Source organism: Echinicola soli (genome assembly GCF_006575665.1).
Taxonomy (GTDB): domain Bacteria; phylum Bacteroidota; class Bacteroidia; order Cytophagales; family Cyclobacteriaceae; genus Echinicola; species Echinicola soli.
Map to the genome: position 1 here is coordinate 3441722 of NZ_CP041253.1, position 12476 is coordinate 3454197.

Genomic DNA, 12476 nt, shown 5'->3' on the forward strand with positions numbered 1-12476 from the left:
ATAACCGGACGTTAAGGGTGGAGGTGGTAGGTTAAAAGTGAACTGGATATATCAATTTCTAATCTTGTGGGAGGAGATGTTGTTTTGGGGATGCATTAATGAATATTAATTTTATTTATATTAAAATGTTTTTTGAATACTTAAAAATGTTGTATATTTAATTGTAAGGATTCGATATTGATAAAGAAACTATGAAAGCTACATTTTTAAAAACTCTTATCGTGACGTTTGCAGCGGCAACACTGATTTCGTGTACAGACGATCTTGAAAGCCTAGTGGTGCCTCCATCCATAGTAGGTGTTTGGGGCTTGGAATCGGTAGAATACGATGTTCGGACCGAAGGAGTAAATAATGGTGAAGTGTTTACCATTAGCCATACGGGCATGGCAGAAATTTTCGGGTTGAAAATGAATATGACTGATGATCCTACGAATACTTTTTTGGCCGAGGGATATTATACGGTAGAAATTCCCGCTGATTTTGAAGGAACTACTTTTAAGGAGGTATTTCCCTTTTCAGATGTTCATAAGCGGGGGACTTGGTTTAAGGAGTCTGATGGGGTGATGCATTTTTACTTTGAAGGACTGTCTGTAATTGAAGCCGAAATCCAAAAGTTTTCGGAAAAGAAACTGGTCATCTCTTATGATGTAACTATTGAGGATAAAATAGATGGTGTGACATGTACCAATAAAATACATGGCCTGTATACTTTTAGTAAAGAATAACGACATATTTTTTTAATCGATTCTTTTTAATGGAAAAGTTGGATTGTGGAGAATAAATCTTCGTAAAATTAGGGCTGTCCCTATCAGGGACAGCCATTTTTCAATAACGATCAGGGGCAGGGGTAGCCGTATGCCTCAAATGATCTGAATCCGATCTAAAACCCATTACAACTTCCCTGTGATTCTGAAAAGTAGTCAAATCTGCTTTGAGGTTATACTGGACAATATTTATCCATTTGTCTTGGTAGATTTTCGTTTTGTCATAATGGTAATGATTGGCAAAAGCAGTTACTTCCTTGACAAAAGAACCTTCTTCAGGAAACGCATGATTATAATAGGAATAGACCAATATGGTGAATTTTTGTGGCAAACCATCGATGGCTGGCTTTTTAGTCAACTCCTGAACCGAATATAAGGGTAAGTGACTATTATATTCTCCCACAAGCACCTCCCCGCTTTTTACGACAAAGTCATGTGATATAAGTGGAGCATCTGCATTACAGGTGCTTAAGGTTTTATTAAAGACTGATTTGAAATGGCCGTAGTTTTTTAATTCTTTATGATAGGCCACAGAGGCCAGCACCGGAAAAAACAATAGTACAGCTAAACACGGTGTTTTCCACTTGGAGGGAACCAGTAATAATACAGCCGCAAATGAAAAGTAAAAAGCAGCCAGTTTCCAATCGAGCAGTCCCAAGGCTACAATTCCACCAAATCCAATCCATAGCGCACCAAACCGGTTCCAGAAGAAATTACTGGTCCACCGTTTGGCTTCAAGGGCGATGTTTACGGATAGAACGGGCGCTAGAATGATCAGATGACGAGGATTAAGGTGAAGTGGATTGTAAAAAGATAAGCTCGTGGTCATAAACCAAAATCCAATCAACAGGCATAAACTGGATAGCGCAAATACCAAGTGGAGATCTTTATCATGCTTAAAAGCCCTTACCAAGCCAGGTACAGCAAGGACTATCCATATCCAAAATGTTCGTTCGATAAAGGTAAGGATTGGGCTAAACGTAAGCCTTTCCAAGGTCTTGGCCCATCCTTTGTCATAAAAAGAATAAGGGGAGACATAATGGCCCGTTTCGATGCTTTTTAACCTAAAGAATGGATCCCCAAATTGGACATAGAAATACCCTAAATAGCCAAGGATAAAGACTATAGCGAAGAGGACAAAATAGCGATAAAACGATGTCGGGCGATTGTGCCTGGCATCTGCAATGAACAAAAGCAACGGAAGTGGCGCAAGCAGGATGATCGTTTCCTTAGTACATAATCCAAAAAAGAAGGCGGTGGACATGATCAAACCGGCAATGAAGGGCTGCTTATGCCGATAAACGGCAGAAGCCGGAATGAGTGCTGTCCAAAATACCAATAAGGAATCCGGATAGACCTTGGGCAAGAAATGCAAAAGGAACACGGAAGTGCAGAAGAAAACTACAAAGACGTTTTTTGCCAAGTATTCCGGTAGAATTTTCCAAATCAGAACCACGGTCAGCATATAGGCAAACAGCGAGGGCAAGGAAGCAAGGTGGTCATTGAAGCCAAAAAGATAGGTGATAAGTCCAGGCAAAAGGTATGTTCCCCATCGGTAATTGAATAAGTCATTTTCCTGAAAGGGGATGTCATGCCAGAACTGGTGGCCCAAGGTAAGGTATGAGACGTCGTCGCTAAAAGTGATGCCGTCATAACCCCAATTCCAAAACGCCATAAAGAAAAGCAATGCCGCGATGAGAGCAAAAGGTGAAGTGGGACTAATGAGTTTTTGCATATATCCAATAATAACTATTTCTCCTTGAAAATAGTAATTTTAAAAAAGTGACAATTAGTGTCGCTAAAATGGCCTTTTGTTTACAATGAGTTAAATTGCCAACCGAAATTTAATAGGTGATGGGTAAAACAAAAAGTGTTGAGCAGCAAAAGATTCTAAGAGTCTTTAAATTAATCAATTTACTACGTTCGAATATCGGTAAGTCGGCCAATAGTCTAGCGGAAGTATTGGGAACGGATCGTCGTACTATTTACCGTTATTTTCAGCTGTTGCGGGAATTGGGGTTTCAGGTGGAGCGTGAATATGGTAAATTCAAGATAACTGACAGAGTGGAATATGACAAAGCTACATTTTACAGTACTTTTTCGGATGATGAGGCTGCTTATTTGGCAGGGTTGATGAATAAAAGCGGAAAGAAGAACTTACTGAGAGAATCGATCCTGGAGAAGGTACAGGTGAGGTCAGATTTTCAGCAAAGTGTTTCGCAGCTTTTCAATGCCAAATTGGGGCGGTTTGTCGACGAACTTAGCCATGCTATAAAAAATAGATTTCAAGTCATTTTAAAGGACTATTATTCGCTCAGTAGTGATTCTGTCAGTGATCGTCTGGTGGAGCCGGTGGTTTTCTCGAATAATTACGAGTCGGTTTATGCCCTGGAAGTGTCCACCAGAGAAATGAAAATGTTTAAACTCGAACGGATCACTGAGCTGAAAGTAACCCACAAACATCACCTCTTCGAACAACTGCATGAGCCCTTAGAGCAGGGGCTTTTCGGATTTACGGGAAAAGATCAATTTGAGGTGAAGCTTAGGTTGTCCAAGAAAGCGTATCAACTGCTCATTGAGGAACACCCTGATGCTAAACCTTACACCTATTCGATCGCAAACAACACGTATTATTTCGAAAGGGATGTTCCCGAATTGCCTGGAATTGGTCGATTTGTTTTGGGGCTTCCGGGAGAGATTCTGGTAGAAAGAGGGGACGAGCTGAAAGCCTATCTGGAACAACAAATAAAAAAGGCTGAAAACATGTTTTCAGCCTTTGAACAGGATAAAGCATAACTTGTGGTAGTTTTACTTTAGCTGGAGTAATTTAATCATATTATTGCCGTTGTGTCTGAAGACACCTGTTACGGTTCCGTCAGTTTCCAAAGAAGTATTCAAATCCTCGCACAGGGTGGAGCATTCGATGGGGATTTCCCCTAACATTTTGTAGCCAACTTCCACATTTCCGAATGCCAATGTTGAAGGTTGGTAGCTTGGAGATTTCAGGGGCAGTTCAAAGGTCGCATTGGGACTTACCAGTTCCTTGGACTCTTCTGAGATATAAGTGTATGAGGTATTGAAATTATCCGTTGTTTCGTTTTGCATTTGTTCTTTGTGAATATTGATCACATAATTGTACCCCATTTGGTAATTAAACCCCTCTATCGCGTCAATAGGGATCTCGTCCCATTCATTAGTCCCTTTCTGATGCGAGAACTGCACTTTGAGGAATAACGAAGCATTTCCTACATCATTGTTCTGCACTACAGGATAATGCTTTACAGATATGGATTCTTCTTTTTGTGGCAGTTCATTAAAACACCCGGAGATGAGGGTACAAACACCAAATACAAGAAGAATAGACCAGCATGTAAAATTAATTTTCATTGTCATTAAATAGTTGATGGTAGCTTTCTGATTAGTTTATATTAGCGGTCATACAATTTGAATGCCATTTATATAATAATTTATCGTGCCAATAAATCTCAAGCCCGGGAACAGTTCTGGGCACGGCTCACACAGAATAGTCCTCTTTGGCTATTACATAAGCTGATACATAATCGGCAGCCATCATGCAATGAAACCAAAAAAACACCTTCTTTTGGATTATTGTTTAATGCTAACAGGATAATTTTTTATATTCAGCCATTACTTAAAATAGAATTTATGAAAAGATCAGTACTATTTATGCTAGTGGGGCTGTGCTTTTCCTTTGGGGTAAAAGCACAAGAATTGCTCAATTCAGATTCCTCCGCTGTTTCAAACCATCAGGTGACCATAAAAGGAAAGAAAGTTCCCTATACCGCAACAGTAGGGACCCAGCCAGTTTGGGACAAAGAAGGTGAAGAAGTGGCGTATCTCTTTTATACGTATTATGAGCGGAGCGATGTGGAGAATAAATCCGATCGACCCTTGGTGGTTTCTTTTAATGGTGGCCCTGGATCCGCTTCTATCTGGATGCACATTGCCTATACGGGCCCGGTTTTGCTAAATATTGATGAGGAAGGAAACCCAGTACAGCCGTATGGCTATCGGGGAAATTCGCATTCCATTTTGGATGTGGCAGACATCGTATATGTTGATCCTGTCAATACCGGGTATTCCCGGATTACAGATAAGGACGCTGATCGGTCACAGTTTTTTGGGGTAAATGCGGATGTGAATTATCTTGCCGAATGGGTGAGAGCGTTCGTTACCCGTCAAAATCGCTGGGCGTCTCCGAAGTTTTTGATTGGGGAAAGTTATGGAACCACACGGGTGTCTGGTCTGGTAAACCGCCTCCAGAATAGCCAATGGATGTACTTTAACGGGGTAGTACTGGTGTCGCCAACTGATTTGGGCATTGACAGGGAAGGACCAGTGGCTGCTGCCAACTACTTGCCCTATTATGCCGCGACCGCTTGGTACCATGGTGTTCTTGATCCCTCTTTGCAAAATAAGGATCTTGATGAGATTTTGCCGGAAGTAGAGGATTTTACCGTTAATGAACTGATTCCTGCCATGGTGAAGGGAGGCTTTCTTACGGAGGAAAGGAAAAAGGAGCTGGCAAGCAAAATGTCCGAATACTCTGGGCTAAATGAGGAAGTGATCTTAGCGCATAACTTGGCGGTGCCCACAGGATTTTTCTGGAAAGAATTGCTTAGAGACCAAGGATTAATAGTGGGAAGACTGGACAGTAGGTATCGTGGCGTGGATCGACAGGATGCCGGAAGCCGCTATGATTATGATCCGGCACTGTCCAGCTGGAACCATGCTTTTGCTCCGGCCTTTAACCACTATATGATCAATGAACTTGATTTTAAAACTGATATAAATTATTTCCTTTTTGGTCCTGTCCATCCTTGGGACAGAAGTGGCGATCAGACAGGTGAAAACCTAAGGTCAGCACTTGCCCAAAACCCGTATTTGCATGTGATGATCCAGTCAGGGTATTTTGATGGCGGTACGGATTACTTTAACGCCAAATATTCCATGTGGCAAATGGATCCAAGCGGAAAGTTAAAGGACAGGCTCTCGTGGAAGGGATATCGTAGCGGTCATATGATGTACCTGAGGTCGGAGGATCTGGAAAAAGCCAATGAGGATATCAGGGAATTCATCAAAAAAGCTGTTCCTGAAGCAGGAACCCCCGCAAAGTATTAACACAACATGGTATTTTGCGGTGATGTGGAATTAAGCTTATGAAGGAGTAAGAAATAACCAAAAGCTGCGAAAGGCTACCAAAAGGCGATGACTTATGGTAGCCTTTTTTGATTAAAGGCCCGTTCAAATTCCTCCAAACTAAAAACGGATTCGCTGAAGCCCATAAATACGCCCAACTGTTGGTAAATTGCTTCTTTGGACTTGCCTAATTTCCTCAGGCCGTGGATAGAAGTGCTTCCGGCGCTTTTGGAGAGTTTGTGCTCACCATTATCCATCAAAAGAGGGTGATGATAAAAAGTGCCTTTTGAAAATTGGTTTTCAGGCAATAGGTCCGCAATGAAAAGCTGTGTCCAGCTGGAATCCTGAAGATCATCACCACGCACGATCAGGTCCACGCCATAGTGAATATCATCAACGACAGAGGCCAGCTGATAGGAGGGAGCACCATCTTTTTTTCTGATGATAAAATCCTTCATTATGGCAGGAAGAGGCGATACGAGTTCGTTGCTTTCCATCTGCATTGTCAGTGGTCTTTGGTCGGTTTTTAGCCGCCAGTTTACCTGTTTATGACCTAAACCGATATGTTTAGCACGACAGGTGCCGGGGTAGCTGCCATCTGGGGATGACTGTGCTATTTTCTTTCTGCTGCATTGGCAAGCATACACGAGGTTTTTGCCCACCAGTTGATCAAGTACTTTGTGGTACAGTGGCATGCGGTGGATTTGCGAAAAGGAGTCTTGATATTCTTTTACGTTCCTGGGGCCATAGTGCCATGGGAAATCCAGGAACCTGAGGGTATCAAACAAGTCTTCCACATAGGACATTTTCACCCTGTTTTGATCCAGATCATCTATTCTTAGCATGATTTTGGTGCCGTGTCTCTTGGCCAAAGCATACGTTATGGCGAACGAGAGTGCATTGCCAAGATGTAGGAATCCACTTGGTGTAGGGGCAATTCTGGTCAGTCGATATGTTTTCATGGAAAATGGAGCCATGATGGTCAGGGAACAATGGAGATACGCAATTATACCAGCAAAACTTGAAAGTAAAAACTTGGCTTAGCGGAAACTGATAAAAAAACAGAAAAGACCTTGCTAAAAGCTGGAGTTTCTTTATGATCTGTCAGGAACAAAACCTATTCGTGAAATGAAATGCTGGATTTGCGATTGAAAAGTTATAATTTACAGTTCAGAAAGTGCTGTTACCGCATTAAACATAATTTTTAAGTTATATATTTTACTAATGGAAAACGATTTAAAGCTTGCCGTATTGATTGATGCTGACAATATCCCTTCAGGCTATGTGCAGGAAATGATGGAGGAAATAGCCAAATACGGAAACCCCACTGTGAAGCGAATATATGGTGATTGGACACAGCCGAACCTGGCCAAATGGAAGGTGGTGCTTTTGGAAAATGCCATTACACCCATGCAGCAGTACAGCTATACCACTGGTAAAAATGCCACCGATTCTGCGATGATCATTGATGCGATGGATATTCTCTATTCAGAAAGGGTCAATGGTTTTTGTATCGTTTCGAGTGACAGTGACTTTACCAAATTGGCCACCAGACTGAGGGAAGCCAGCATGAAGGTCATCGGAATAGGAGAGAAAAAGACCCCTACGCCATTTATAGCGGCTTGTGACAAGTTCATCTATCTGGAAATCCTCAAGCAGGAAGAGAAGAAGGAATCTCGGCCATCATCTGGTGCTGCCAAGCAAAAGGATCCGGGTGTAGACCAAGTGACTACAAAAGTCATCAGGCTTATCGCCAATACCATTTCTGATTGTGAAGACGATGATGGATGGGCATATCTGGGTGATGTGGGCAATTTGCTCCAAAAGAAGCAACCGAATTTTGATTCCAGGAATTATGGTTTCCAAAAACTCACGCCCATGATCAACTCCATCAATAAGTTTGAAGTAGAACAACGGGAAGGCCAGCGTGGCAGGCACAAGTTGATTTATGTAAGGAACAAGAAATGATGGTGTCAAGGTAGATCAGTGAAAAATCGGAAATCAATACATAATTTAAAGGGGATAATCTGTTCCGAAAAGGAAACTTCCCGTAATTTTGTAAATGGAGGCAGGGACATATGCCGCTATCATGAGGGATTCATAGGCTCTGGCATCTTTTTTGGTTTAACGTTTTAAAACAATTATACATAATAATATGCTCAAAAGGATATCAATTTTATTACTTGCAGGCTTAATCTTTTATAGCTGCGCGACGGTTCCGCTCAGTGGTAGGAAGCAGCTAAGCCTAGTGGACAATGCGGAGGTTTTACCAATGTCATTTCAGCAATACAATGATGTAAAGTCCGAAAGCAAAATCGTAACCAATACTGCTGATGGTAAAAGTGTGGTGAAAGTAGGAAAGCGAATTGCTGTTGCAGTGGAAAAGTACCTTAATGATAATGGCTATGGCGAGATCTTAAATGGGTTTGAATGGGAGTTTAATCTAATTCAAGATGACCAGGTCAATGCCTGGTGTATGCCTGGTGGAAAGGTAGCTTTCTATACCGGAATCATGCCAGTCTGCCAAGATGATGCCGGCATCGCTGTGGTAATGGGCCATGAAGTGGCGCACGCCATCGCCAGCCACGCGCGTGAAAGGATGTCGCAGGGGCTCGTAGCCAATGGACTTCTTGGAGGGGTACAGGCAGCCATGGGGCAAAACCCTTCCTTGACAGAGTCAATCTTTATGCAGGCTGTCGGTATGGGCAGTCAAGTCGGGATGCTGAAATTCTCTAGAGACCAAGAGCTGGAAGCGGATCAATTGGGATTGATCTTTATGGCCATGGCAGGATATGATCCTAGAGTGGCTCCCGAATTTTGGCAGCGTATGGAAGCGAAATCCAGTGGCGAAGCCCCGCCTGAATTCCTATCTACCCACCCAGGCCCCGATCGTAGAATCGACGAGCTGAACAGTCAAATGCCTGAAGCATTGAAATACTATAAGAATTGATCTTCTCAAATTGAGGAGCACGGAACCGGAAAAGCCAAAGCTTGTAATTGCTTTGGCTTTTTTGTGCATTAGTGAAAATATCCCTGAAATCAGGGACAGGGTTTTTTGGTTATTTTTGTTAATTGGACTTAGAAAGATTGTGAATAAAAATTGATATCAAATGAAGATAAACCGTTTGGTTTTGGTCATTTTTATGCTGGGCTGCTCACTGACCTCTTTTGGCCAAAAATTAAAGGAAGATAAGAAATTATCGAAAGCGTTATATTCCCTCATGGAGGATTTTAAGGGGACAGCAGGAGTTTATGTAGAGCATCTTCCTTCTGGTAAGTTTGCAGCCATCAATGCAGATACTATTTTCCCCACGGCCAGTATCGTTAAGGTGCCCATTTTGATAGGTGTTTTTGACAAGATCGATCGAGGTGAATTGGAATACCATCAACCTTTGGTTTATCGGGACTCGATACGCTATGGTGGCTCTGGCCTTATGCAGTTTTTTGAGGATAGTACCAAGACGGATTTGAGCACACTATTGGCCCTTATGATCACGTACAGTGATAATACCACCTCTCTCTGGAACCAAGCACTCGCAGGAGGAGGGGAGACCATTAATCCGATCATGGAAAAGTACGGGATGGAGTTTACACGTGTAAATTCCCGTACGCCTGGAAGGAAGGGGGATTGGGAAAAATACGGCTGGGGACAGACTACACCCCGTGAGATGGCGACCTTGCTGAAAAAGATCAGAAAAGGAGAGATGATCAGCAAAGTCGCCTCAGAGCGAATGTATCGGCTGATGACTAATGTTTATTATGATGATTACGCCCTTTCGCAGATCCCTCCTTACGTACAGACCGCAGCCAAACAGGGAATGGTAAATGCCTCGCGCTCTGAGTTGGTAATGGTCAATGCTCCCCATGGCGATTATGTGTTTTATATTGCAACTAAAAATAACCAAGATACCCGCTGGAAACCTGATAATGAGTCTTGGGTGTTGGCCAGAAAAGTTTCTGCTTTTTTGTGGGAATATTTTGAACCTAAGGATAAGTGGGTACCCGCCAAAGGTAGTGAGCAGTATCATGGAGGTTTGGCATATTAGAGATGGAAAAAGTAGATGTAGCTTTAATCAGTATTCAGTTTGGGGCTGAGAAGATGGATGTGACAGCTATCCACCATTACTTGTCTGAGGAATCGTATTGGGCACGAGGAATCAGCTTGGAAAAGGTAAAAATGTCCATAGAAAATGCTTTTTGTGCAGGGGCATTTTATCAAGAAAAACAGGTTGGTTTCGTACGGGCGGTCACGGATTATGCCACTTTTGCCTGGATATCCGATGTATATATCCTTGAGGAATTTGCAGGTGCAGGAATTGGAAAGAAAATGCTGAGCGAGTTTTTTGCCCAAGAGTGGTTTGGTGAGCTTCGAAGGATCATGCTGGCCACCAAAGATGCCCATTCCCTGTATGAGCAGTTTAACTTCACAGAACTGGACAAGCCGGAAATGATTATGCAGGTGCTGAACGATAAGTTTGTGCTTTTGTGAAAGGGAAGCTGTCTCAACTATGGACAATCCATGATCGCAGCCGGGAGAAGTGATCTCGATGTGCGCTTACTGCACTTTTATGGCGATTACTTTTTCCGATATAGAGGAAATGACAGATTGTTAGGAGACAGCTTCTAAATCCAATTAGTTTCTAAGATTCCTGTACTTTATAATTTCCAGGAACCAATCCAAATGACCTTACCAGCCTGTTCCAGGAATTGATCTGGATAACTGCCAGGGTCAGGTAGGCGATCTCTGTGGGCGTAAAGTGTTCTTTCAGTTGGTCATGTATCCCATCGCTGTGCTGTTCAGCCTTCATGTGGGTCAGAGTTTCTGAAAATTCCAACACCGCTTGTTCTTTTGCACTATAGTAGGGTGTCTCACGCCAGGCAGAAAGGGAAACTAGCCTTAATGGTGTTTCACCGGCATGAATACCTTCTTTAAAATGCATGTCAATACAATAGGCGCAGCTGTTGATCTGCGATACCCTCATTTTGATCAATGTCATAAAGGACTTCTCCAGAGGACATTGATCGAGATAGTCCTGAACACCTTTTAAGGATTGATAAAGGCCATTGGGCAAATCCTGAGATAAAATACGTTCTTTCATGATGTTGTGATATTGGTTTTGCCCTAATGACATTTCCCTACCGATTATGTGACGGTATGTGAGGTTTTTTTTTGAATAATGTTAGTTTGTCCGGATTTCGGATAAAATACATCTGAGCAATTTTACCCCTGTTAAATACAAATACCTGACAGTTAATTACTAGCCCTTCTGCCGTTAGGTAAAGCAATGCAGGTGTGTGATTAATGACCGTCTGATGAATGGTAATCTCCTGATAGAATTTTCTATAAATTCCTTGTAGCATGGCCATGACCCGCTCTTTCCCATAAAGGATATTGGTTCCTGCGGGAACTTTTCCTCCGCCATCTGAAGTAAGTGAGATGTCATCTAACAGGAGCTTTTCCAGCTTGTCAGCATCACCACTCTGAATGGCGGATAAATATTCCATTAGGGCGGTATCACCTTTAGGGGATGGTCTGGAGATTGTGGCACCCTTTAATTTCTTTTTTGCACGGGAAAGTGACTGTCTTGATACTTCTTGGCTAATATCCAATGTGTTGCTGATCTCTTCATGGCTATATCCAAATGCCTCTTTTAATAGGAAAATGGCCCTCTGTCTCACTTCTAATTTCTCGAGTAGAATCATCAAAGAATAAGACAAGAGGTGTTCGTTTTCAGCGTCTTGGATGGAGTTATCCGTGCTTACAGGTTCAGGAAGCCAATTGTGGGGATAGGCAATGATCGTCTTATTTAGCTTGTTTTTTCGATTGATCGCGTGGTTAATGACCATCTTGATGAGGTACGCTTTCTCATTTTGGACAGTGCTGCTGTCCATTGTTAAGTACTTCTCAAACACATCTTGCACAACATCTTCAGCTTCCAGCGCAGCACCCAAAATATTATAGGCGTAGGTAAAAAGTAATGGACGATAATTTTCCATGAAGTTGACTGTTTGTTATACCTGTAATTAACAGGACTTTTGTGGATTTGATTCAATATCCCTAAAAATTAATTACTGGCGTCCGACTAAATTTCTAATATGATCAAAAACTGTCTTTAAATAGAAATTTGAGGGTTTTTATTTCAATCCCTAACATGATCCCCATCCCCTAAAGGGGAGCTTTAGAAAGTCCCCTTTAGGGGATTTAGGAGGCGTAAACAGTTGAGTTTTTTCAATTTGACGATTGTTTTTTCGGACTCCAGTAAAAAACAAACAGCTTTGGAACTATGTTCCAAGGTCCTGCCTCGGGTTAACGTCAGGCAAGGCATTCAGCCTTCGGCTCTCGATAGGGGAAGGACTGAAAATCACACTTGATGTGGCTATAAGTTAAATTTGGGGTTTAACCTGCAATATAGATTAGAAAATCTACTGCGGATTTAAAATAGCAATGAAGAATGCACTTCGACAGCTAAGATGTTTTAAATCGAACAGAGGTTAATAGCCTTATTTAGTCATTATATGGGTTTTTTTAGTACATTATATTAAATGTTTTCA

General features: G+C 42.1%; 12 protein-coding genes. 7 read left to right on the top strand and 5 right to left on the bottom strand.

Features of this window, described 5'->3' with window-relative positions; all coding sequences use genetic code 11:
• Positions 1 to 191: 191 nt before the first annotated feature.
• Positions 192 to 725: a hypothetical protein gene (locus tag FKX85_RS13580; protein WP_141615243.1), complete on the top strand. Its 534-nt coding sequence runs from the start codon at positions 192 to 194 to the stop codon at positions 723 to 725.
• A 100-nt stretch (positions 726 to 825) separates the two neighbouring features.
• Here the strand turns inward: FKX85_RS13580 and FKX85_RS13585 are convergent, their stop codons facing one another.
• Positions 826 to 2499, bottom strand: a complete 1674-nt coding sequence (locus FKX85_RS13585; RefSeq protein WP_141615244.1) for an ArnT family glycosyltransferase — start codon at positions 2497 to 2499, stop codon at positions 826 to 828.
• A 119-nt stretch (positions 2500 to 2618) separates the two neighbouring features.
• On the opposite strand from FKX85_RS13585, the gene FKX85_RS13590 reads away from it, so the two are divergent.
• Positions 2619 to 3560, top strand: coding sequence for a helix-turn-helix transcriptional regulator (locus tag FKX85_RS13590; RefSeq protein WP_141615245.1), 942 nt, complete (start codon positions 2619 to 2621; stop codon positions 3558 to 3560).
• A 12-nt stretch (positions 3561 to 3572) separates the two neighbouring features.
• Here FKX85_RS13590 and FKX85_RS13595 read toward each other — a convergent pair whose 3' ends face one another.
• Positions 3573 to 4151, bottom strand: coding sequence for a DUF4377 domain-containing protein (locus tag FKX85_RS13595; RefSeq protein WP_168196268.1), 579 nt, complete (start codon positions 4149 to 4151; stop codon positions 3573 to 3575).
• Between the two features lie 279 nt (positions 4152 to 4430).
• On the opposite strand from FKX85_RS13595, the gene FKX85_RS13600 reads away from it, so the two are divergent.
• Complete coding sequence (locus FKX85_RS13600) at positions 4431 to 5906, top strand: S10 family peptidase (protein WP_141615247.1); 1476 nt, start codon at positions 4431 to 4433, stop codon at positions 5904 to 5906.
• A gap of 92 nt (positions 5907 to 5998) precedes the next feature.
• Here FKX85_RS13600 and FKX85_RS13605 read toward each other — a convergent pair whose 3' ends face one another.
• Positions 5999 to 6886 carry a glutamate--tRNA ligase family protein gene (locus tag FKX85_RS13605; RefSeq protein ID WP_229239625.1) on the bottom strand — a complete coding sequence of 296 codons (888 nt, stop codon included), beginning with the start codon at positions 6884 to 6886 and terminating at the stop codon, positions 5999 to 6001.
• A 262-nt stretch (positions 6887 to 7148) separates the two neighbouring features.
• Here FKX85_RS13605 and FKX85_RS13610 point away from each other — a divergent pair, with 262 nt between their 5' ends.
• The 4 genes from FKX85_RS13610 to FKX85_RS13625 all read left to right on the top strand — a co-directional run bounded on the left by FKX85_RS13610 (position 7149) and on the right by FKX85_RS13625 (position 10413).
• A complete protein-coding gene (locus FKX85_RS13610; RefSeq protein ID WP_141615249.1) occupies positions 7149 to 7892 on the top strand; it encodes an NYN domain-containing protein in 744 nt (247 codons plus the stop codon).
• A gap of 187 nt (positions 7893 to 8079) precedes the next feature.
• A complete protein-coding gene (locus FKX85_RS13615) occupies positions 8080 to 8874 on the top strand; it encodes a M48 family metallopeptidase (protein WP_141615250.1) in 795 nt (264 codons plus the stop codon).
• 160 nt (positions 8875 to 9034) lie between these two features.
• Positions 9035 to 9970 (top strand): serine hydrolase, encoded by a 936-nt coding sequence (locus FKX85_RS13620; RefSeq protein WP_141615251.1) that lies wholly within the window; start codon positions 9035 to 9037, stop codon positions 9968 to 9970.
• A 2-nt stretch (positions 9971 to 9972) separates the two neighbouring features.
• Positions 9973 to 10413 (top strand): GNAT family N-acetyltransferase, encoded by a 441-nt coding sequence (locus FKX85_RS13625; RefSeq protein WP_141615252.1) that lies wholly within the window; start codon positions 9973 to 9975, stop codon positions 10411 to 10413.
• A gap of 151 nt (positions 10414 to 10564) precedes the next feature.
• Here FKX85_RS13625 and FKX85_RS13630 read toward each other — a convergent pair whose 3' ends face one another.
• On the bottom strand, positions 10565 to 11023 hold the full coding sequence (locus FKX85_RS13630; protein ID WP_141615253.1) for a carboxymuconolactone decarboxylase family protein: 459 nt from the start codon (positions 11021 to 11023) through the stop codon (positions 10565 to 10567).
• A 37-nt stretch (positions 11024 to 11060) separates the two neighbouring features.
• Positions 11061 to 11921: a sigma-70 family RNA polymerase sigma factor gene (locus tag FKX85_RS13635; protein ID WP_141615254.1), complete on the bottom strand. Its 861-nt coding sequence runs from the start codon at positions 11919 to 11921 to the stop codon at positions 11061 to 11063.
• Between the last annotated feature and the right edge of the window lie 555 nt (positions 11922 to 12476).